This is a genomic window from Rhizobium leguminosarum bv. viciae USDA 2370, assembly GCF_002008365.1.
Lineage (GTDB): Bacteria > Pseudomonadota > Alphaproteobacteria > Rhizobiales > Rhizobiaceae > Rhizobium > Rhizobium leguminosarum.
In genome coordinates this window covers 361,419-383,114 of record NZ_MRDL01000054.1, presented here as the reverse complement: position 1 = coordinate 383,114, position 21,696 = coordinate 361,419, and the positions used below count along the sequence as shown (strand labels likewise).

The 21,696-nt window shown below is 62.0% G+C and carries 21 protein-coding genes; 8 read left to right on the top strand and 13 right to left on the bottom strand.

Going from position 1 to position 21,696, the window contains the following annotated elements:
- Positions 1-24: 24 nt before the first annotated feature.
- Positions 25-795 carry an isocitrate lyase/PEP mutase family protein gene (locus BS629_RS33680; protein WP_018244543.1) on the bottom strand — a complete coding sequence of 257 codons (771 nt, stop codon included), beginning with the start codon at positions 793-795 and terminating at the stop codon, positions 25-27.
- The gene (locus tag BS629_RS33675; protein WP_018244542.1) at positions 792-1,865 is read right to left on the bottom strand and encodes a bifunctional transcriptional activator/DNA repair enzyme AdaA; all 1,074 of its coding nucleotides are present in this window, start codon (positions 1,863-1,865) and stop codon (positions 792-794) included. Before BS629_RS33675 ends, BS629_RS33680 begins: the two co-directional genes overlap by 4 nt.
- Before the next feature lie 102 nt (positions 1,866-1,967).
- On the opposite strand from BS629_RS33675, the gene BS629_RS33670 reads away from it, so the two are divergent.
- Both BS629_RS33670 and BS629_RS33665 read left to right on the top strand, forming a co-directional pair.
- Complete coding sequence (locus BS629_RS33670) at positions 1,968-2,693, top strand: pyrimidine 5'-nucleotidase (RefSeq protein ID WP_018244541.1); 726 nt, start codon at positions 1,968-1,970, stop codon at positions 2,691-2,693.
- Positions 2,694-2,866: 173 nt separating this feature from the next.
- On the top strand, positions 2,867-3,493 hold the full coding sequence (locus BS629_RS33665; protein ID WP_018244540.1) for a CREC-EF hand family protein: 627 nt from the start codon (positions 2,867-2,869) through the stop codon (positions 3,491-3,493).
- 245 nt (positions 3,494-3,738) lie between these two features.
- Here the strand turns inward: BS629_RS33665 and BS629_RS33655 are convergent, their stop codons facing one another.
- The gene (locus BS629_RS33655; RefSeq protein WP_026188594.1) at positions 3,739-4,605 is read right to left on the bottom strand and encodes an LOG family protein; all 867 of its coding nucleotides are present in this window, start codon (positions 4,603-4,605) and stop codon (positions 3,739-3,741) included.
- Positions 4,606-4,798: 193 nt separating this feature from the next.
- Here BS629_RS33655 and dapD point away from each other — a divergent pair, with 193 nt between their 5' ends.
- The 3 genes from dapD to BS629_RS33640 all read left to right on the top strand — a co-directional run bounded on the left by dapD (position 4,799) and on the right by BS629_RS33640 (position 7,537).
- The gene (dapD, locus tag BS629_RS33650; RefSeq protein ID WP_018244538.1) at positions 4,799-5,659 is read left to right on the top strand and encodes a 2,3,4,5-tetrahydropyridine-2,6-dicarboxylate N-succinyltransferase; all 861 of its coding nucleotides are present in this window, start codon (positions 4,799-4,801) and stop codon (positions 5,657-5,659) included.
- A 101-nt stretch (positions 5,660-5,760) separates the two neighbouring features.
- Positions 5,761-6,954, top strand: coding sequence for a succinyl-diaminopimelate desuccinylase (gene dapE / locus BS629_RS33645; protein WP_018244537.1), 1,194 nt, complete (start codon positions 5,761-5,763; stop codon positions 6,952-6,954).
- Complete coding sequence (locus tag BS629_RS33640; protein ID WP_018447757.1) at positions 6,941-7,537, top strand: hypothetical protein; 597 nt, start codon at positions 6,941-6,943, stop codon at positions 7,535-7,537. The genes dapE and BS629_RS33640 overlap by 14 nt, the downstream gene beginning before the upstream one ends.
- Positions 7,538-7,562: 25 nt before the next feature.
- Here BS629_RS33640 and truA read toward each other — a convergent pair whose 3' ends face one another.
- The 6 genes from truA to BS629_RS33600 form a co-directional block, all read right to left on the bottom strand.
- Positions 7,563-8,363: a tRNA pseudouridine(38-40) synthase TruA gene (gene truA, locus BS629_RS33635; protein WP_018244535.1), complete on the bottom strand. Its 801-nt coding sequence runs from the start codon at positions 8,361-8,363 to the stop codon at positions 7,563-7,565.
- On the bottom strand, positions 8,363-9,298 hold the full coding sequence (gene fmt / locus BS629_RS33630; RefSeq protein ID WP_026188593.1) for a methionyl-tRNA formyltransferase: 936 nt from the start codon (positions 9,296-9,298) through the stop codon (positions 8,363-8,365). The genes truA and fmt overlap by 1 nt, the downstream gene beginning before the upstream one ends.
- Before the next feature lie 20 nt (positions 9,299-9,318).
- Positions 9,319-9,738: a type II toxin-antitoxin system VapC family toxin gene (locus tag BS629_RS33625; protein WP_018244533.1), complete on the bottom strand. Its 420-nt coding sequence runs from the start codon at positions 9,736-9,738 to the stop codon at positions 9,319-9,321.
- Positions 9,735-9,995 (bottom strand): FitA-like ribbon-helix-helix domain-containing protein, encoded by a 261-nt coding sequence (locus BS629_RS33620; protein ID WP_018244532.1) that lies wholly within the window; start codon positions 9,993-9,995, stop codon positions 9,735-9,737. The genes BS629_RS33625 and BS629_RS33620 overlap by 4 nt, the downstream gene beginning before the upstream one ends.
- A 65-nt stretch (positions 9,996-10,060) precedes the next feature.
- A complete protein-coding gene (gene def / locus BS629_RS33615) occupies positions 10,061-10,576 on the bottom strand; it encodes a peptide deformylase (RefSeq protein ID WP_020397424.1) in 516 nt (171 codons plus the stop codon).
- A gap of 368 nt (positions 10,577-10,944) precedes the next feature.
- Positions 10,945-12,441, bottom strand: coding sequence for a globin-coupled sensor protein (locus BS629_RS33600; RefSeq protein ID WP_018244531.1), 1,497 nt, complete (start codon positions 12,439-12,441; stop codon positions 10,945-10,947).
- Between the two features lie 205 nt (positions 12,442-12,646).
- Here BS629_RS33600 and BS629_RS33595 point away from each other — a divergent pair, with 205 nt between their 5' ends.
- From BS629_RS33595 to BS629_RS33585, 3 genes are all read left to right on the top strand, one after another.
- Complete coding sequence (locus BS629_RS33595) at positions 12,647-13,873, top strand: DNA recombination protein RmuC (protein WP_018244530.1); 1,227 nt, start codon at positions 12,647-12,649, stop codon at positions 13,871-13,873.
- 80 nt (positions 13,874-13,953) lie between these two features.
- The gene (locus BS629_RS33590) at positions 13,954-14,853 is read left to right on the top strand and encodes a ribokinase (RefSeq protein WP_026188592.1); all 900 of its coding nucleotides are present in this window, start codon (positions 13,954-13,956) and stop codon (positions 14,851-14,853) included.
- A 347-nt stretch (positions 14,854-15,200) separates the two neighbouring features.
- Positions 15,201-17,540, top strand: coding sequence for a methyl-accepting chemotaxis protein (locus BS629_RS33585; protein ID WP_018516583.1), 2,340 nt, complete (start codon positions 15,201-15,203; stop codon positions 17,538-17,540).
- Between the two features lie 88 nt (positions 17,541-17,628).
- Here the strand turns inward: BS629_RS33585 and ptsN are convergent, their stop codons facing one another.
- The 4 genes from ptsN to rpoN form a co-directional block, all read right to left on the bottom strand.
- Positions 17,629-18,093 carry a PTS IIA-like nitrogen regulatory protein PtsN gene (ptsN, locus tag BS629_RS33580; RefSeq protein WP_018244527.1) on the bottom strand — a complete coding sequence of 155 codons (465 nt, stop codon included), beginning with the start codon at positions 18,091-18,093 and terminating at the stop codon, positions 17,629-17,631.
- 73 nt (positions 18,094-18,166) lie between these two features.
- Complete coding sequence (gene hpf / locus BS629_RS33575) at positions 18,167-18,742, bottom strand: ribosome hibernation-promoting factor, HPF/YfiA family (protein WP_017958734.1); 576 nt, start codon at positions 18,740-18,742, stop codon at positions 18,167-18,169.
- A gap of 292 nt (positions 18,743-19,034) precedes the next feature.
- Complete coding sequence (locus tag BS629_RS33570; RefSeq protein ID WP_018244526.1) at positions 19,035-19,958, bottom strand: DMT family transporter; 924 nt, start codon at positions 19,956-19,958, stop codon at positions 19,035-19,037.
- 129 nt (positions 19,959-20,087) lie between these two features.
- Positions 20,088-21,647, bottom strand: coding sequence for an RNA polymerase factor sigma-54 (gene rpoN / locus BS629_RS33565; protein WP_018244525.1), 1,560 nt, complete (start codon positions 21,645-21,647; stop codon positions 20,088-20,090).
- Positions 21,648-21,696: the final 49 nt, after the last annotated feature.

Here is a 21,696-nt window from a genome sequence, read left to right as displayed (position 1 = left end):
CCTGCGGCCCTCGGGCATTCGACGTCAGAGCAGGCTATAAATCGCCGCTGCCTCCTGTTTCAACTTTTCCATCATCGACCGGTAAGGCCCCGGGCCATAACTGACGCGGCCGACGCCGAGCTTGGCGAGCGCCTTCACCTCAGGGGCGCCTGTCCGCATCATGATGTTGACCGGCAGCGGCGATGCGGCGCAGATCCTCTCGATCAAGGCGGGATCGATCAGACCGGGAACGAAGAAGCCGCTGCCGCCAGCCGCCGCATAGGCCTTGCCTCGCTCGATCGCCTCGTCCACCAGACCGGCATGTTTGGAAAGATCGCTCTCGGCCAGGAAGAGATCGGTGCGGGCGTTGATGAAGAAGGCAATGCCCTTGCCTTCTGCCATGGCGCGAATGGCCCGGATGCGGGCCGCCTGCCTCTCGGCCGGATAAAGCCCGCCACCGCCGACCACCTGATCCTCGAAATTGATGCCGACGGCGCCGACCTCCACCAGCTTGGCGACGTTGGCGGCGGCCCCCTCAGGCTCGGCCGAATAGGCGCCTTCGAAATCGACAGAAAGCGGCAGATCGACGACAGCGGTGATGGATTTTGCTGTCTCGACCAGCACCGACATCGGCAGCTTTTCGCCGTCGGCATAACCATGGGCTGCGGCGACCGACCAGCTTCCTGTGGCAAGCGCCTTGGCGCCTGCATCGGTCACCGCCTTCGCCGTCCCGGCATCCCAGATATTGTAGAGAACAACCGGAGCGCCCTTGCGGTGCAATGCGCCGAATGCCTTGGCCTTTTCGTTCTGGTTCATGCTGTCTCCTCCATCCTTGCTTGCGTGCTGATCTTCTCTTCATGCCGCAGTAGCCATTGCTTGCGCCAGAGCCCGCCGCCATAGCCTGTCAACGAACCATCGGCGCCGAGGATGCGATGGCAGGGCACGATGATGGCAAGCTGGTTGGCCCCGTTGGCGCGGCCGACGGCACGCACCACTTCAGGCCTTTCCATCTCCCTTGCAAGATCGCCATAGGCGCGCGTCTGGCCGGCAGGGATATCGATGAGCTTTGCCCAGACATGTTTTTCGAAGGGCGTGCCGCCGAGTGCCAATGGCGTCCTGAAGACAGTCAGCCGCCCTTCGAAATAATCCCGGATTTCTGCCTCGATCTGGTCGATCGCCGGCGTGCGGCCGATCGCAACTGAGGAGCGGACACGCTTCTGCAGCGCCTCAAGCTCGGTCGGCAGTGCCTTGCGATCGTGGAATTCGAGAAGGTGGAGATGCGTCTGGTCGGCAACGGCCACCATCGGTCCAAGCGGCGTCTCGAACCAGTCGGCAAAGAGAAGTTCACGGTTCTGCGAGAGCGCCGGCGCCTTGCCGACGAGCCGCTGAAAAGCCGTCCGGAAACCACTTGGAGATTCATATCCCGCCTCAAGCTGCGCATCGATGACGCGTGCGCCATCGGCCAGTTGCCGGGCCGCTTCACCCAGCCGGCGATAACGGACGATATCGTGAAAGGTCATGCCGAGCGCCCGCTTGAAGGCGCGACGCACGGTCGAGGGATCGTGGCCCCGGCGCACAAGTTCATCCTCGGTCCAGCGCAGCTGCGGCTCGCGGTCCAGTGCGGCAAGCAGCTCGTCGACGATTGGTTCCCTGCCCAGCTGCTCCAGCGGCCTGCAGCGCTGGCACGGACGGAAGCCGGAATGCATGCAGGCGGCGATCGTGTCGAAAAAGATGGTATTTTCCCGCTTCGGCTTGCGCGCCGGGCAGGTCAGGCGACAGAAAATGCCTGTCGTCTTGACGCAGACATAGGCCTGACCCTCGTAATCGGCGCTGCGCGCGATCAGGGCATCATAGAGCGTATCATCATCGGGGCGTTCGAAAAGCATGACCGCTTTCTAACATTCCGTGCCTGCGCCGTCCGCCGAAAATCGGGCGTCTATTCTTTCTTGTCGATTTCCTTGCGGCAGCAGCCGTGCCATAAGACCGCCATGACCAAGATCGACCGCACGCCTGATAAATCCGATTTCGAGCACGTCACAGACTGGGTCTTCGACCTCGACAACACGCTCTATCCGCATCATGTCAATCTCTTCGCGCAGATCGACAAGAACATGACCGCCTATGTCGCGGCACTCCTGCAGATGGAGCGGGAAGAGGCGCGCAAGCTGCAGAAGCAATATTACCTCGACCATGGCACGACGCTGCAGGGCTTGATGATCCATCACGGCATCGACCCGAACGACTTCCTCGAGAAGGCACATGCGATCGACTACACGGCGCTGACGCCGCAGCCGGAACTCGGCGAGGCGATCAAGGCGCTGCCGGGACGCAAGTTCATCTTCACCAATGGCAGCGTCAAGCATGCCGAAATGACGGCAGAGGCGCTCGGCATTCTCGATCATTTCGACGACATCTTCGATATCGTCGCTGCCGACTACGTGCCGAAGCCGGCGCAGGCGACCTACGACAAGTTCACGGCGCTGAAGCGGGTCGAAACCACCAAGGCCGCCATGTTCGAGGATCTACCGCGCAACCTGACGGTGCCGAAGGCGCTCGGCATGCAGACCGTGCTGCTCGTGCCGCGCAATCTGGAAGAGACGGTCGTCGAATGGTGGGAAAAGACCAGCGGCGAGGAGGATCATATCGATTTCGTCACCGACGATCTCGCCGCTTTTCTCCGCAAGATTATCGGCCTCGGCAAGGTTACCGGCTGACGGCTTTAGGTCTTTATTTGATACATGTCGCTCTCCCAAAACCGCTGCACAGTTTTGGGCGACATGCATTAGATTACCAAGTTTTCACTTAGCTTACCGATGTTTAACTGGGTCTTCCGGGGCTGCGGCCATATCTTCTTTCGTGAGGGGACACCTTACGAAAGGCAAACACGATGTACCGCAACAAGCTGATACTGGCAGCGCTTTCCTCCACCCTCATCTTCGGTGCAACCGCCGGGGCAGGCTTTGCCGCACCCGGCGACGGGCCGCGCCAGCACGCCGGCATGCACGGTCCGGGGGCTGCTGCCTTCCGCGAAATCACCTATGTCCGCATGCTCAAGCAATTCGACGCGAATAAGGACGGGAAGGTCTCCAAGGACGAGGCGACGGCCGGCATCGACAAGCTCTTCGCCGCGATCGACACCAACAAGGACGGTTCGCTGACACCGGGCGAAATCCGTGAGTACCGGCAAACGCAGATGCAGGCGATGAGAGATCAGCGCAAGCAGGAGGCCGGCGAAAGCAAGGATGCGAATGCCGCAGCCGCGACGCCGGACAACAACGACCAGGGACGGCCGCCGCGCGATGGTCATGGTGGTCGTGACGGACAGCGCTGGATGCGCCATGGCGGCAACATCATGCGTGCCTCGATCATGATGCACCGGGTCGACACCGACCAGAACGGCCAGATTTCCAAACAGGAAGCCGAAGCCGCCTTCGACAAGCTGTTCACCCGGATGGACCGCAACAAGGACGGTGTCATCTCGATCGACGACATGCCGGACCGGCCGCTGCTCTAGAACAGGATTTTTAGGCCGGATCGGCCTAAAATCTCAATCCTGTTCTAAGTTAAAGAGTGAGAGCATGATGCCGAAAACCGCTCACACTTTTCGGCATCATGCACTATCTCGTTGTTTTCACGCAATTCCGGACGCAAAACCGCTACGCACTTTTGCTGGAATTGCTCTAAGGCCGGACGGCGACATGCCCTTGCCTTTCCCCGCCTCGACGGGGAGAGGCTCTGCAGCTTACCCCTCCGAAGCGCCTATTCGCGGTGTTCGTAGAAATTCTGGACGATCTTCCATGCCTCTTCGGCCGTATCGACGAAGCTGATCAGCTTGACGTCGTCGGGCGCAATCGTCCCGAATTCCGCCAATGCGTCGAAATTGATGATGCTCCGCCAGAACGCCTCCCCGAAAAGGATCAGCGGCAGGCGCTCCATGCGGCCGGTCTGGATCAGCGTCAGGCATTCGAAGAATTCGTCGAGCGTGCCGAAGCCGCCGGGAAAGACGGCGATCGCCTTGGCGCGCACCATGAAATGCATCTTGCGGATGGCAAAATAGTGGAAGTTGAAGCTGAGTTCCGGCGTCACATAGGCGTTCGGCGCCTGCTCATGCGGCAGTACGATGTTGAGGCCGATCGAAGGGGCGCCCTCGTCGGCCGCGCCGCGATTGCCGGCCTCCATCACGCCCGGGCCGCCGCCGGTGACGATGACATATTCGTGGAAATTGAAGGTGGCAGAATATTTCGAGCAGAGCCGGGCGAATTTGCGCGCCTCCTCATAATAGACGGAAGCCGCCTCCAGGTTGACGCGCTGGATATCGTTGCGGGCCGCCCAGGCGCTCTGGCCGGGGGCGGGAATGCGGGCGCCGCCGAACATGACGACGGTCGACCTGATGCCGCGTTCGGTCAGCATCATCTCCGGCTTCATCAGTTCCAGCTGCAGGCGGATCGGCCGCAGCTCCTCGCGGCAGAGGAAATCCTCGTCGACATAGGCAAGGCGGTAGGCAGGCGACATCGTCTGCGGCGTCTTCGGCACGGCTTCGGCGCGCTGCCTGTCGGTTGAGCTGCTCTTCAGCGGGTCCCATACGCCATCCTTGCGCCGCGAACCGCCGTTTCGTCCCTTCGCCATCTCGAAATGCCTTTCAGTATTGCCGGCTACGAAGCCGGATATGTCGCTATAACGCCTTGAATCCAGGTATGATCTTGTCGGAAAAATCATTCCGTTCTACGGCTTCATGCTGTAGAGCAGGGTAAACCCCGCCAACCGCAGTTCCGGAGACCCCGCCGTCTCCACGATAAAGATCGAAGTTTAAGGAATTCTCATGAGCGCCACCGACCTCGCATCCCTCGAAAAGATCATCGAAGCCGCCTTCGACAATCGCGACAATGTGAACACGTCGACGAAGGGCGAGGTTCGCGATGCAGTCGAATCAGCACTCGATCTGCTCGATGCCGGCCGGGCCCGCGTTGCCGAACGCTCCGCCGACTGTGCCTGGACGGTCAATCAATGGCTGAAGAAGGCCGTGCTGCTGTCCTTCCGCCTCAACGACATGGATGTGGTCAAGGGCGGCTCGGGCAACTCGACCTGGTGGGACAAGGTTCCTTCGAAATTCGAGGGCTGGGGCGAGAACCACTTCCGCGCCGCCGGCTTCCGCGCCGTGCCGAACTGCGTCGTGCGCCGCTCGGCCTATATCGCCCCGAACGCGATCCTGATGCCCTCCTTCGTCAATCTCGGCGCCTATGTCGGCGAAGGCACGATGGTCGATACCTGGGCCACGGTCGGCTCCTGCGCGCAGATCGGCAAGCATGTGCATCTCTCCGGCGGCGTCGGCATCGGCGGCGTGTTGGAACCGATGCAGGCCGGCCCGACGATCATCGAGGACAATTGCTTCATCGGCGCCCGTTCCGAGGTGGTCGAAGGCTGCATCATCCGCGAAGGCTCGGTGCTCGGCATGGGCGTCTATATCGGCAAGTCGACCAAGATCGTCGACCGCGCCACCGGCGAGGTGACCTACGGCGAAGTGCCGCCCTATTCCGTCGTCGTCGCCGGCTCGATGCCGTCGGGCAATGCGACGATGGGCAACGGCCAGCCGGCGCCGCATCTCTACTGCGCCGTCATCGTCAAGCGCGTCGATGAGAAGACCCGCTCGAAGACCGGCATCAACGAGCTGCTCAGAGATTGATGACACCGGGACGTTGATCCGGTAAACAGACGGCGTCTTTTTACGCGAGGCGGCCCCGCCTTGCCATGTCTTTGCCATTCCCGCCGGATAGTTCGACCGCCATGACCGCTACCGACCCCGTCGCCAATCTCCAGACACTGATTCGCTGCCCGTCCGTGACGCCCGCCGAAGGTGGCGCACTGTCGGCGCTGGAGGCGATGCTTGGGCCGCTCGGCTTTACGGTCGACAGGGTGAAGGCGAGCGAGGCGGGAACGCCCGACATCGAAAACCTCTATGCCCGCCTCGGCAAGGATGGCCCGCATCTGATGTTTGCCGGCCATACCGATGTCGTGCCGGTCGGCGACGAAGCCGCCTGGACGCATCCGCCGTTTGCCGCCGAGATTTCCAAGGGCGAGCTTTTCGGCCGCGGTGCCGTCGACATGAAGGGCGGTATTGCCTGTTTCGTCGCCGCCGTCGCCCGGCATATCGAGAAAAACGGGCCGCCCAAGGGCTCGATCTCCTTCCTGATCACCGGCGACGAGGAAGGGCCGGCGATCAACGGCACGATCAAGCTGCTGCAATGGGCGGCCGAACGCGGCGAAAGCTGGGATGCCTGCCTCGTCGGCGAGCCGACCAATCCGGACAGGCTCGGCGACATGATCAAGATCGGCCGGCGTGGCTCGCTGTCGGGTAAAATCACTGTTCATGGCGTCCAGGGTCATGCCGCCTATCCGCATCTTGCCGACAATCCGGTGCGCGGCATGCTGCAGCTGACTCACGCGCTGATGAACCCGCCGTTTGACGGCGGCACCGACGATTTCCAGCCGTCGAATCTCGAAGTGACCACGGTCGATGTCGGCAATCCGGCGACCAACGTCATTCCGGCCAAGGCATCGGCAAGCTTCAACATCCGCTTCAACGACAGCTGGACCGTTGAAACGCTACGTGCCGAAATCCTGCGCCGCCTGGACGTTGCTGCCCGGGACGGCGCGTTGCGGCCGGACCGCAAGCCGGTGGCCTACGATATCGTCTGGGCCGATCGGCCGAGCCATGTCTTCCTGACGCGCAACAATGCGCTGATCGCCTCGCTGTCTTCAGCCGTCGAAAGCGTTTCCGGCCAGTCGCCGCGACTTTCGACCACCGGCGGCACATCGGATGCGCGCTTCATCAAGGATTATTGCCCGGTCGTCGAGTTCGGCCTCGTCGGCCAGACGATGCACATGGTCGACGAGCGCGTCGCTGTCGCCGATCTGGAGACGCTGACGGCGATCTATGAAACCTTCATCGCCCGCTGGTTCGCCAATGCCGGGCTTTAGGGAGGTTCAATATTACCTGGCCGGCCTCTGGCTGCTGATCCGGCTGGATCCGCGCGGCTTCCGCTACCTCGATATGTCCGAGCGCGGCGTCAATCGTTCGTTCTGGGCGATGCTCTGGTGCCTGCCGCCGATGGGTATTTCCTGGCTCTGGTGGCGACAGGCCTTTCTGCGGTCGATGCCGCCCGAAGCCGATGTCAACTTTGCCTTCTATATCAGGCTCGGCCTCGTCGAGGTCGCCAACTGGTTCGTGCCGCTGGTCTTTGCCGGGCTGCTGCTGCTTGCCGTCCGCATGGGCGAGCGTTTCGCCCCGGTCGTCGTCAGCGTCAACTGGCTCGGCGTGCCGCTCTCCTATATCAACGGGCTGCTGCTGGCGCTGGTGTTCTTCCTGCCCGGCTCCGTCGGCCTCGTCTCGCTGCTGCTGCTCGCCTTCATGCTGGCGCAGGTCTTCGTGCTGGCGCGCATCCTCCGGATGATCTGCCACGGTCACGCGCTGATGGTCGGAGCGCTGACGCTGGTGCTGCTCGTGCCATCGATGATCCTTTCGGAATATCTGCAGCACTTCCTCGGCATCTATCCCGCCTGATCAGGCTCCTGCTGGAGCGGAATTTTCATGACAGATCATCATCAGTATCGGTGACCGGCCTTCGGCGATCGACGATCACCTCGGGATAATCCACCTGCATGAAATAGAGTCCGTCCGGCGGCGCCACCGGGCCGCAGGCCTTACGGTCGCGCGCCTCAAGCGCTGCCTCGACATCATCAGGCGTCCATTTGCCTTCGCCGGCGAGCTTCAGTGTGCCGGCGAAGGAACGGATCTGGTTGTGGAGAAAACTCTGCGCCGTGGCGCGGATCTCGATCAGTTCGCCATTGCGCGTCACATCCAGCCGGTCGAGCGTGCGCACCGGGCTGTTTGCCTGGCAATGGGCGGCGCGGAAGGTGGAGAAATCGTGCCTGCCGACCAGCCTCTGGGCGGCAGCGTGCATGACCTCGTGATCGAGCACCTTCGGCACCCACCAGGCCTTGCCGGCTTCAAGCGCCAGCGGCGCCCGGCGACTGACGATGCGATAGAGGTAATGGCGCCGCAGCGCCGAAAAGCGCGCGTCGAAGAATTCGGCAACCGCCTCGACGTCGAGTATGGAGACGCGCTCGCCGGCGAGCCTCAGATGCGCGTTCAACGCATTCTGCAGCTGGTAGGGCGACCACTCCTTCGAAAGATCGGCATGGATCACCTGCCCCATGGCATGGACGCCGGAATCGGTGCGTCCGGCGCCGCGGATCGACACCGTCTCGCCGGTCAGCGACAGCACCGCGGCCTCGATCGCGCCCTGCACCGAGGGGCCGTTCTCCTGCCGCTGCCAGCCGACATAGGGGCCGCCGTCATATTCGACGGTCATGCGGAAACGCGGCATCAGGTAAGCCTCGTGCCCGCCGCAAGCGGCGTGCCCCTGAGGAAATCGGCGGCCGCCAGCGGTTTGCCGCCGGCCTTCTGCAACCTGGTCAGCCGCACCGCGCCCGAGGCGCAGGCGACCACGAGATCATCCGTCAGCAATTTCCCGTCAGCACCCTGCCCCTCAGCCAGTTCGGAAGCCAGCACCTTCACCCGCTCCGGCTTGCCGCCGATTTCGAGCTCGAACCAGGCCCCCGGAAACGGCGCCAGGCCGCGGATGTGATTGTGCACGTCCCTGGCATCCCTGGAAAAATCGATGCGCGTCTCGGCCTTGTCGATCTTGGCGGCATAAAGCACGCCGTCTTCCGGCTGCGGCGTCAGCGGCAGGTCGTTTATCTCGAGTTTCACCATGGCTTCCGCCATTGCCTTCGCGCCCACGAGCATCAGCCGGTCGTGTAGCTCGCCAGCCGTCATGTTCGGGCCGATCTCGACCTCGCGGGTCTGTGCGACGGCGCCGGTATCCAGACCCTTGTCCATCTTCATCACCATCATGCCGGTTTTTGCGTCGCCGGCCATGATCGCCCGCTGGATCGGAGCAGCACCGCGCCAGCGCGGCAGCAGCGAGGCATGGCCGTTGTAGCAGCCATCCCTTGTGCCGTTCAAAATCGCCTCCGGCAGCAACAGTCCGTAGGCAACGACGACGCCGACATCGGCATTGAAAGCGCGAAACCTCTCGCGCTCCTCGGGGTCCTTGAAATTGACCGGGGTGAAGACCGGGAGGCCCAGCAGTTCGGCCGCCTGATGCACCGGCGATTTCTGCAGATCGAGGCCGCGCCGCCCACCCGGCCGTGGGGGCTGCGTATAGACCGCAACGATCCTGTGCCCGGCATCGACGAGCAGGCGCAGGGTCGGGACCGAGAACTCCGGCGTTCCCATGAAGATGATGCGAAGAGACATGTTATCTCGCCAATTGAGGATCAACCGTCTTCAAACGGGTTTACGAGCTTGAGATCAAGCCCCTCGAAATCTCTGGTATTGCGGGTCGCAAGCGTCGCGCCGTTGGCAAGGCAGATGGCGGCAATCATAGCATCTTTGGTTTCCATCGGCCGTCCCGCCTTTCTGCGCTCCCCAGCCAACAGGCCGTAGCGATGCGCCGCACTCAGGGAAAAACCGAGGATGCGGCCCGAAAATTCCGACTCGATCCGATTGAAGTCGGACACCAGCGCTGTCTTTCGCCTGCCATCATCAAGGAGTTCAAGACCGTAACGCATTTCGGCGACGGCAATCGTCGTCAGAAAAAGCGTCTCGACGTCGTAGACGTCCAGCCAGTTCAATATCCGCTCGCTGTGGGTCCTCCCCTGCATTTCGGAAATCACATTCGTATCGAGGACGATCATCTGTCGAAGCGCGGCGGTTCGCGGTCGCGTTCGTGGCGAGATGCGGCGATAGCCTCAACTTCATCTTCGCTCAATCTTTCGTCACTCATCAGAGAGCGCAGGCGCTGCCCGGCGGAAGCTCCTGAGCGCTCGACGGCAATCTGTCGGCGCATGATTTCGATCGCCTCTTCCGAAAGGCTGCGGCCGTTGCGCTGCGCGCTTTCCTGAAGCTGCAGCTTCATTGCATCCGGAACATCTCGAATAAGCAGGTCACCCATTCGGCACCTCCATCATGATATCGGTGATATCATAGTGCCTCGCCTGTGAATTTTCAACGCAGCGCTCAGAGCGCCTTGGACTTTGCCGCCTTGGTGAATTTCTTGATGACCATCTCCCGCTTCAGCCGCGAGATATAATCGATGAAGAGCACGCCGTTCAGGTGGTCGATCTCGTGCTGCAGGCAGGTGGCGAGCAGTCCGTCGGCTTCCACGGTCTGTTCCTTGCCGTTGCGGTCGAGATATTTGACCGAGACGACAGCCGGGCGCTCGACCTCGGCATAATAATCCGGAATCGAAAGACAGCCTTCCTCATAGACGGAGCGCTCGTCGGAGGATTTGACGATCTCTGGATTGATGAACACCTGCGGCTGCTTTTCCTCGCCTTCGCGCGAGATGTCGATGACGAGCATGCGGCGCGGCACGCCGATCTGGATGGCGGCAAGGCCGATGCCCGGTGCGTCGTACATGGTTTCGAGCATATCGTCGGCAAGACGCTGCAGGTCGGAGTCCACCCGCTCGATCGGCTTGGACAGCTGGCGGAGAACGGGATCAGGAAGAATGATGAGTGGCTTGATGGTCATGGCGTTCCCATAACCCATCTTTTCCGACTATGGAATTATCCGGCAGGCGGGGAATACGCTTTTTTGCATCCCCGCCTGGAATTTCGCCATAGAACCTTTCCTGGTCAGATTGAAACATTCTGTTGGCTCAAACGGAGTCGGATGGTCGACCGGCCGGCGCGCGTCGTAGCCAAGCGCTACGGCCAAGCCGGCCGGTCGATCAGCCGGCCCGTTTCAGCCAACCCGAAGGGCCGGCCATCTTTCCGCCAGGATCAGAGGCGATCGGCTCGGACGTACCAAGAGGTATGCCCGTCGCCAATCGCCTCTGCCCTGACGAAAACCTGCTCCGGCAGAATGATTCAAGCTGACCAGGAAAGGCTCTATTCGCCTCAGGCCGCCCGGCGGGCAGCACCGGTGGAACGGCCTTCCGGCCGGGCGCGGAAGCGCCGCAGCAGCTCGATCAGGGTTTCCACCTCGTCCTTGAGGCGGCGCGTTTCCGCCGAAGACTGCTCGACCATGTCCGAATTCTGCTGGGTGATCGCACCCATGTTGCGGACGGCGACGCTGACCTCGTTGACGCCGGTCGCCTGATCGCGGGCGGCGGCGGCGATATCGGCGACGAAACGGTTGATGATGTCGATGCGGCTGATCATGTCGTTCAGCGCCTCGCCGGTGCTGGAGACGATGCCGACGCCCTGATTGACCTGGGTCGAGCTCTGCGAGATCAGGTTCTTGATCTCCTTGGCCGCTTCCGCGGTGCGCTGGGCGAGCTGGCGGACTTCCTGGGCGACGACGGCAAAACCCTTGCCGGCATCGCCGGCGCGCGCCGCCTCAACGCCAGCGTTCAGCGCCAGCAGATTAGTCTGGAAGGCGATCTCATCGATAACGCCGATGATCTTGGAGATCCCGGTCGAGGATTTCTCGATGCCGGCCATCGCCGAGACGGCGCTGGTGACGAGTTCGCCGGAGTTCTTTGCCTTCTCTTGCGTCTCGCGCACGGCGTCCGAAGCCTTCTCGGCATTGGCCGCCGTCTGGCCGACGCTGACGGACAGCTGCTGCAGGGCGGCCGAACTCTCCTCGACGCCTGCCGCTTGCTGGGCAGTGCGCAGCGCCAGATCGTTGGTTGCATTGGAAATGACGTCGGCGCCGCTCATAATATGGCCAGAAGTCTCGCGCACGGAGGCGAAGGACTGGCGAAGGGCGCTGACGGCGCGGTTGTAGTCCTCGGCCATCTGCCGGAAATTGCCCGGCAGGTCGGACGGAAGGGTGGCTTCGAGATCGCCGTTCGACAGCGCTTCCAGACCGTGGCGCAGCTGCTCCAGCGCGATCGCCTGATCGGATTCGGCCTGGGCACGCTCCTCTTCCAGGGCGCGGCGCTTGGCTTCGAGCGTCTCGAGATAGACCGAGATGGAATAATCCACGTCGAGCATGCCGGCCTTGATGACGGCCGACAGCTTCTCGGCCAATGCCTTGCCCTGCTGGCGCGCAAAGATCGACGGCCACTGCTTCTCCATGATGCCCTTGACGAGCTCGGACATGACGATGGCGTAACCGCCAATATACCAGCGCGGCTCCAGCCCGATGCGGGCGTGCGTCCGGCCGACCGCGGTCACGCCGTTGACATAGCTCTCGTCGAACGCGCCGCCGGCCAGATTGGCCCAATGATCCTGCTGGCGCTTCTTGGCATGGTCGACATGGCTCTTATCGGCGAAGAAGCCTGAGACCGCGGGGGTCTTGGCGATCTTGGCGTAGAATTTATCGAGGGCACCGCCGATCAGCTCCGATATGACCGGACGCAAATCCCGCATCGACTTGCGCGCTGCCTCATCCAGTTCGATGAAATCGAGGCGCTGCCTGAGGGCGTTGTCGGTCTGCTGGGCGGTCATGGGGATCTCTGTACTTGGCGCGACGCGCGCGGGAAGGAATTTCTGCGCCGCAGGTTTTGGCCAATATGGTTGAGCAATCGTTAAATCGGCGGCGATTTCTTCTCGCCGAGCGAGGAAGAGCGATGGCTTGCGAGGATATTGGGGGCCGCCCATTCCGTTCACGTTTTGATCTATATATTGCCGTTTCTTCTGTTATGCTCGCGGCATGACCATCCATTCCGAATCGCTCGCCCTTTCCCTTGCCTCGATCAACCCGGCCATGCTGGCGCTCATCGGCGGAGTTCTCGCCGCCCTCGCCCTGCTGGTGGTCGTGCTTCTCCTGCGCAGTGCCAGCCTTCGCCGCGAGCAGGCGGAGGAAGCGAGCTTTCGCGCTGAGGAAAACGAAGCGCGGATGGCAGAGCTTTTGAAGATCCAGGCGGAGATGCAGGGCCGCATCGCTGTCATGACCGAGGTCTTCGGCGCGCGGCAGAGCGAACTCAACCAGACGATCAGCCAACGCCTCGACGGCATGTCGCAGCGGGTCAGCTCGACAATCACCGAGCAGACGAAATCGACGCATGAGAACCTGCAGCGGCTGCAGGAGCGGCTGGCGGTCATCGATGCCGCACAGAACAATATCCAGACGCTCGCCAAAGATGTCGTCGGGCTGCAGGCCATTCTGTCCAACAAGCAGACGCGCGGCGCCTTCGGCCAGTCCAGGATGGAAACGATCGTCGCCGACGGCCTGCCGATGGGCGCCTACGCCTTCCAGCAGACGCTGTCCAACGGTTCGCGGCCGGACTGCACGATCCGCATGCCGAACGGCGCGCCGCCGCTGGTGATCGACGCAAAATTTCCGCTCGAAGCCTGGAACGCGATCCGCGACGCCGGCAGCCCCGAGGCCGGCAAGATCGCCGGCCAACAATTTCGCCGCGACATGGAGGTCCATATAAGGGACATTTCCGAGAAATATCTGATCCAGGGCGAAACCCAGGATACGGCCTTTCTCTTCGTGCCGTCCGAATCGATCTTCGCCGAGATCCACGAGCACTTCGAACCGGTGGTGCAGAAGGCGCACCGCGCGCGTATCGTCATCGTCTCGCCATCGCTGCTGATGCTGTCGATCCAGGTCATCCAGGCCGTGCTCAAGGATCAGCGCATGCGGGCGCAGGCGCATCTGATCCAGGGCGAGGTGGCGATCCTGATGGACGATCTCAGCCGCCTCGACGAACGGGTGCGCAAGCTGCAGGGCCATTTCGCCATGGCGCAGAAGGATATCGACATGGTGGTCACGTCAGCCGACAAGCTCACCAGGCGCGGCGCCAAGATCGAAGCGCTGGAATTCGAGGCGGGCGGCGGCGATGCAAAACCCGCCCGCGACAGCGAAACCGCGGCCAAATCGGTGGAAAGCCGCACCGGCCTTCTGAAGCTCCGGGTGGTTGACGAGGAGTGACCGCTTCGGGCAGTGTCTCGCCCGCATGAAACAGTTGGAGCATGATTTCATTTGCAGGCTCCAGAAGACGGGACACATTCATGATCACAGTTTTCGGGTCCATCAACATGGATCTCATCGCCACGACCGAGCGCCTGCCGAAGCCCGGCGAGACGGTGGCCGGCAACGGCTTTGCCACGGCCGCCGGCGGCAAGGGCGCCAACCAGGCGCTGGCGGCCCGGCGCGCCGGCCGCTACGTGCATATGGCCGGCGCCGTCGGCAAGGATGCTTTCGCTGCGGAGGCGCTGGCCTTGCTCGATGATGCAGGCACCGACCTTTCTCTGATCAAACATGTCGACGGTCCCACAGGCACGGCGCTGATCCTTGTCGGCGGCGACGGCGAAAACATGATTGCCGTCGTTCCCGGCGCCAATGGCCAGGTCACGCCCACCGATGCCGAGACGGCGATCGGCCGCATGAACGAAGGCGATATCCTGATGCTGCAGCTCGAAGTGCCGGCTGCTGCCGTCGAGCGCGCGCTGTCGGCCGCCCGCGCCAAGGGCGTCACCAGCATCCTCAACCTCGCGCCGCTGATCCCCGATGCCCCGCGTCTCGGCCGGCTCGCCGATATCGTTATTGCTAACGAGACCGAATTCGAGCGGCTTGCCGGACAGGAAGGCATGGACGCCGCAGCGCGTGAGGCAGCCCTTGTGCGCCTGCACGCGGAGACGGGCCAGACGCTGATTGTAACGCTCGGCGGCGATGGGGTCATCGCCATTCGCGACGGGGCGATTTCAAGGGCGCAAGGTCTCAAGATCGAACCTGTCGATACGGTCGGCGCCGGAGACACTTTCTGCGGTTATTTCGCCGCGAGCCTCGACGACGGCTTCGATTTTGTCTCGGCGCTGCGCCGTGCGGCGGTTGCCGGTTCGCTCGCCTGCCTCAAGGCCGGGGCGCAACCGTCGATCCCTTTGAGCGAGGAAGTCGCAGACAGGATATAGTCCGCGTCTCTTTGCGAAGCCGCCGGCAAAACTCCCTGTAATTCAGGGCGTTCCGGCGATTTTCATGGCCCTGATCGATAGGGTTTCATTTAAATTTAAGAGATTTCCGGCGATGTTCCTCGTGGTCGCCGGCGCCTCCCGCCTTTCGGATTCCGGACGTCCACTGCATAATTCCTTAAATCGGAAACGATTTAAGGAAAAAATTATGCAGCCATTCAAAGTGCTACAGCGTCCTTTGCGGCCCTCGAAAAGACGCGCGGCGCTGTAGGCGGCTGCCCCATGATGGGGCGAGCCTTTGCTCCTGTGCCGGAGAATGCCCGTTCGGCGCATCCTTGCCCGAGGACCCCATGTTCATTTTTCGCATGAAATCGCTTGCCGCGAAACTCATCGTCATCACCGGCATCGCCATCGCGCTTGTTCTCATCGTGTCGAACTTTTTCCTCATCGGCCAGACCCGGGATCGCGTCCAGACGCTGACGATGGATCAGGCCAACCTCGAGGCAAAGTCGATCGCCAATGAAATCGCTGCCAATGTCGGCGAACTTGCCAGTGCCGCGCGCACCATGTCAGGCGTCATCGGCCGTGGCCATGAAGGCAAGTCGCTCGATCGCAAGGGCATGATCAATGTGCTGAAGGCCAATCTCGAGCAGAATGCCTTCGCCTTCGGCAGCTGGTTCTGCGAGCAGCTCGGCGCGCTTGACGGCAAGACCACCGAGATCGCCAACAATAATGACGAAGGCACCAACAAGAACGGCGCCTTCACGCCCTACTGGTCGAAGACCAAGGACGGCGGCATTCAATATTCGACCTTCGACAATGATTATACCGCCGCATGGTGGAAGCTTGCCGCCGACAGCGGCAAGGGCGCGATCACCACGCCCTATATGGCCGAGGGAACAGATGTGCCGACGCTGCTGACCTCGATTGCCTATCCGGTCATGTCTGATGGTAAGATCATCGGCGTCGGCGGCGTCGACATTTCGCTGAAGTCGCTGACCGACAAGCTGCAGGCGCTGCATCCTTTCGGTTCGGGCCGCGTCACGCTGCTGTCGCAGGCCGGCAACTGGATCGTCGCGCCGATCCCCGACCTGATGACCAAGGAATATGACGGCGAGGGCGCCGACATCGTCAAGACGGCGCTGTCCAGCAAGCAGCCCGGTCTCGTCAGGAACCTCACCTATGACGGCCTCGATCCCTTCGATCGCGTTGTCTATCCATTCGCGGTTCCCGGCGTCAACGCCACCTGGGTCGTGCTCGTCGACGTGCCGCACACGGCGATTAACGCGCCGGTGCGAGACCAGACCTACATGATGATCATCAACGGGCTGATCGTGCTTGGTGCCGTCATGCTGGCGCTCTATTTCGCCGTCCGCTCTTTCGTGCAGCGGCCGCTCGGCGGGCTCGTCGCCAGCGTCAAGGCGCTGAGCGACGGCCAATATGGCGAACCGGTCGCTGCTCAAGATCGCAGCGACGAAGTCGGTTCGGTCGCCAAGGCGCTCGAAGGCTTCCGCTTCACGCTCGCCGACAGCCGCCGCCTCGAAGACGAAGCCGCCAGAGAACGGCAGGCGGCCGAGACCGAGCGTAGCCGCTCGGAATCGGAACGCCAGGAATCGGTGTCGCTACAGCGCCATATCGTCTCGATCGTCGGCGCCGGCCTTTCCGCGCTGTCGCAGGGCAATCTCGGTCACCGCATCACCGACGAATTCCCCGGTGAATACGGCAAGCTGAAACAGGATTTCAACGCAGCGCTCGCGAGCCTGGAAGAGACCATCAACACGATGAACCTCAGCGTCGCCAATATCGGCTCCGGCACCGGTGAAATCAGCAACAGCGCTTCCGACCTCGCCAAGCGCACCGAGCAGCAGGCGGCGAGCCTGGAAGAGACGGCGGCCGCGCTCAACGAGCTCACTGCACAGGTCGATTCCAGCGCCGAGAATGCGCGCACGGCAGCCGAGAACGTCAACCTCGCCTGCCAGGATGCCGAAAAGTCCGGCGAAGTGGTGCAGAAGGCGATTGCCTCGATGCAAGGGATCGAACAATCTTCGACGGAGGTTTCGCGGATCATCGGCGTCATCGACGAGATCGCCTTCCAGACCAACCTGCTGGCCCTGAATGCCGGTGTCGAGGCGGCGCGTGCCGGGGAAGCCGGCAAGGGTTTTGCCGTCGTCGCCCAGGAGGTGCGCGAACTCGCACAGCGTTCGGCCAATGCCGCCAAGGAAATCAAGACGCTGATCAACACCTCGGCCGTCCAGGTCAAGGAAGGCGTCGATCTCGTCGGGCGCGCCGGCGGCACGCTGCACAAGATCGCCGAACAGGTGATGGGCATCAACGACCTCATCCGGCAGATCTCGGCATCGGCCAGCGAACAGGCTGTCGGCCTAAAGGAAATCAACCAGGCCATGAACCAGATGGACCAGGTGACGCAGCAGAATGCGGCCATGGTGGAGGAAGCGACCGCGGCGAGCGTCGCACTCAACGACGAGGCGCAGACGCTGAAGGCGCTCGCCACCCGCTTCAATGTCGCGGGTTCGAGGAACGCCGCAGCCCTTGCCTCCGTCGCGCAAAAGATGCGCGCGCCGGCAGCTACGGCCCCTTCGCTTCGCGTGAGCGCCCCGGCGGTCCGTCGCTCCCTTGCCCCGTCGCCTGGATCCGCGGCCGTGGCGCAGGACAGCTGGGAAGAGTTCTGATCGTTCAGCGCATCATAATGCGAAAGGCGCCTGAGAGATCAGGCGCCTTTTTGCATTCGAGAATCGATGCGTTATCGCGCGACGTGCGTCAGGCAGCGTTCGACGTCTGCTCTTCGTTGAGGAAGGCATAGATCGCCTGGGAGGAATCGGTGGCGCGCAGCTTGGCGACCAGATCGTGATCGCGCAGCACGCGGGCGATCCGCGACAGAGCCTTGAGATGATCGGCGCCCGCCCCTTCCGGCGCAAGCAGCAGGAAGACGAGATCGACCGGCTGGTCGTCCAGCGCCTCGAAATCGACCGGCTGCTCCAGCCGGGCGAAGATGCCGACGATCGAATGGATGTTGACCAGCTTGCCGTGGGGAATGGCGATGCCGTTGCCGACGCCGGTCGAGCCAAGGCGCTCGCGCTGCAGGATGACGTCGAAGATCTCCCGTTCGGAGAGCCCGGTGATCCTGGCGGCTCTTGCGGCCAACTCCTGAAGCAGCTGTTTCTTGGAATTTACTCTGAGGGCGGGAATGATCGCATCCTGATGGAGCAAATCTGCCAATGCCATTTCTTTTTCCTTCTGTCGCCGGGATCAGATAATGCAAGGAGCGGCGGCAATACCGCCGCTCACCACCCTGATCTCAGCCTTTGATACTGGCTGAATCGATCCAGCCAATATTTCCGTCGTGCCGACGGTAAACGATGTTCAGATGTTCCTTGCCGGGGCTGCGGAACAGGAGAAGCGGCTCGTCGGTCATGTCGAGCGCCATCACGGCGGTGGCGACCGACATGGTCTTCAACTGCTTCGTGCTTTCAGCGACGATCGCGGGAGCGAAATCGTCGGCGATTTCATCATCGTGATCAGGAACGGAATCCATAACCGTGTAGGAGACCTCTGCAAAACCATTCAGATGGTTTCCGGCGTGATGGTCCTTCAGCTTGCGCTTGTAACGCCGCAGCCGTTTTTCGATCCGCTGGGAGGCGGCGTCGAAAGCCAACTGCGGGTCGGTCGCCTCGCCGGCCGCATGCAACACCACCCCGCTGTCCAGATGCAGCTTGCAATCCGCCGAGTAACGAGAACTCGCCTTTTCCACGGTCACCTGGCCGGAATATCCCCCGTCGAAGTATTTCGTGATGGCCATACCAATTTGGTCCTCGATCTTTTGACGGAAGGATTCACCAATTTCCATATGTTTCCCGGATACACGCACACTCATGGAGTTTCCCTTCTTATGGTCGTTTGCGGGTATCAGTTTACGCCAAGCATCAGGTTCATCCAAGCACTTCGCGCAATCTCAAGCAAGATCGGCTTAGGCCTGCGGGTCCTTGGTGCCCTGGGGATGATGGGGATAACTCCAGATGCCGTTCACGGCACCGATTGCGGCGCGCTTCTAGCCACAGGTTACCGAAAAGTCAATAGGGCGGCGAATCACCATCAGCGGCACTCGGACAACGTGTGTCGGGTACCTTGCTGGGCAACGCATGCCGCCAATCACCACCCTAATCACCTTACGCGCTTCGCGCTTGAGTTGTATTCACCTTTGCGGGGATCGTCATGGCAGCGACGCCTGCTATGACGCAGACGAGTCCGATCCAGGCCGTCGAGCTCAGCCTTTCGCCGAGGAAGACGATGCCGATCGCAACACCGATCGGCACTCTGAGATAGGCTTGCGAGGTGGTTCCGACCGAGCCCAGCGTCTGGATGAGACGGAAATAGATCGCAAAGGCGAGCGCCGTCGAAAAAGCGGAGAGGGCAAGCAGCGCCAGCATCGATGCTGCCGAGGGATCGAGCTCCCAGGGTCGATCGACGACGAGGCTCATGGGCAAGAGAATGACCGCGCCTGAGATCAGCGAGCCGGCCGCCGGCACTGCGGGATCGAGCCCCTTGAAGTTCTTGCTGAAAATCGCGGCACCTGCATAGCAGATGGTCGCCAGGATGATGGCGAGTTGCGCCATCAGGCTTTCGCCGAGACCGCCGAGCGCTTCGACGCCGATGACGAGGCAGATGCCGGCAAGCCCGGCCATAACGCCGAAAAGCCGTCGCAGCGTCACCTGCTCATGGCGGGTCATCAGCACCGTCAGCAGGAAGGTGAAGATCGGCGTTGCCGAATTCAGGATCACCGCCAATCCGGCATCGACGGACTGTTCCGCCCAGGCGATCAGCGTGAAGGGAACGACGCTGTTCAGCCAGGCCTGAACGAAAAACCGCCGCCAGGTCGCACGATCGCGCGGCAGGCGGACACGCCGGTGGCGCAGCACGGCCAGCAGAATGCCCCCGGCAATCAGCGTGCGGGCGGCGATCAACGTTATAGGTGGGATCGTCTCGACGCCGATCTTGATGAAGCTATAGGAGGAACCCCAAAGGGTCGCCAGCACCAGCAGCAGGAAAAGCTCCCTGGCGAGGTTCGGATTTCGCGGCGTCATCGTCGGCATTTCGATCTTCGTTCAAGAAAATTCAAAGGGTTGCAGCGCCGTTGCGCGTCTGAAAAGACGCAGGGCGCTGGAGAGGAATAACGGGATTTGCGGGCAGAATGCTTCGATCCAGGTCGAAGCATGACAGCGTCAGAAGCCGGCGACCTTGGCGAGCGCCCGCTTCTCGCGGCGGCGCTGGACCGAAGACGCGATGTTCATCGCCTCCCGGTATTTCGCAACCGTGCGGCGGGCGAGATCGACGCCGCCCTTCTTCAGCATGTCGACAATATCGTCATCGGAAAGCACCGCTTCCGGGCTTTCCTGCAGGATCAGCGCACGGATCTTGTGACGCACGGCCTCAGCCGAATGGCTGTCGCCACCAGCGACGGCGCTGATCGAGACGGTGAAGAAATATTTGAGTTCAAAGAGGCCGCGCGGCGTCAGCATATATTTGTTCGAGGTGACGCGGCTGACTGTGGATTCATGCATCTTGATCGCCTCGGCGACCGTCTTCAGGTTCAGCGGGCGCAGATAGTCGACGCCGTGCAGCAGGAAGGCGTCCTGCTGGCGGACGATTTCGCTTGCCACCTTCATGATGGTTTTTGCCCGCTGATCAAGGCTGCGCGTCAGCCAGTTGGCGGTCTGCAGGCAATCAGAGAGGAAGGCGTGATCCTCGCCGTTCTTTGTCACCCGGGAAAAATAGGACTGGTTGACCAGCACGCGCGGCAGTGTATCCGGATTGAGCTCGACCAGCCAGCCGCCGTCCGAGGAGGCTCTGACGACCACATCCGGCATGATCGCTTCGGAAACACCTGCCTCGAAACCGCTGCCGGGCTTCGGATTGAGCTGGCGGATCTCGCCGAGCATGTCGAGAAGATCTTCCTCGTCGACGCCGCAGAGCCGCTTCAACGTGGCGAAATCGCGCCGGGCGAGCAGTTCGAGGTTTTCGACCAGAACCTGCATGGCGGGGTCGTATCGGTCCTTCTGCCGGAGCTGGATCGCCAGGCATTCGGCAAGGCTGCGGGCGAAAACACCCGGCGGATCGAGGCTCTGGAGGGTGGCGAGCACGCGCTCGGCCTGTGCGAGGCTCGTGCCCAGCCTCTCGCCCGCCTCGACGATATCGGCCTGCAGATAACCGCAGTCGTCGAGCTGGTCGACGAAATTCTGCGCGATCAGCCGGTCGGCCATGTCAGGCAGGACGAAGGGGATCTGCTGGGCGAGATGATCGCGCAGCGATACCTGGCCGGCGACGAAATCGTCGAGATCATAGTCGGCGCCCTCGCCGCTGCCCGGCATCGATTTCCACTGGCTGACGAGCTCGGGCGCATCGAGGCGCTGCGGGGCGCCGTCATCAGGAAAGACATTGGTATAATTGGCGTCGAGTTCGTCGTTCAGCCGGCTCGTGCTGGCACTGCCGCCATTGTCATACCAGTCGCTGGAGAGCGCCTCGGCGCGGTTGTCATAGCCATCGTCCGACCCGGCATCCTCCGGCTGATGAGCATACTGCTCATCTTCGCTTTCGCCACGTTCTCCGACCGCCTCGCCGTCATTCGACGGAAATTCGAGCAGCGGGTTCTTCTCCACTTCCATGGCGATGAACTGGTTGAGTTCGAAATGAGTCATCTGCAGCAACTGGATGGATTGCATCAGTTGCGGTGTCATCACCAGGGACTGGGTCTGGCGCAGGAAAAGATTGGCGGACAGTGCCATGACGGACGCGAAACTCCCCTCGATTCCTCCGGGAAACCGCGTCCGATCA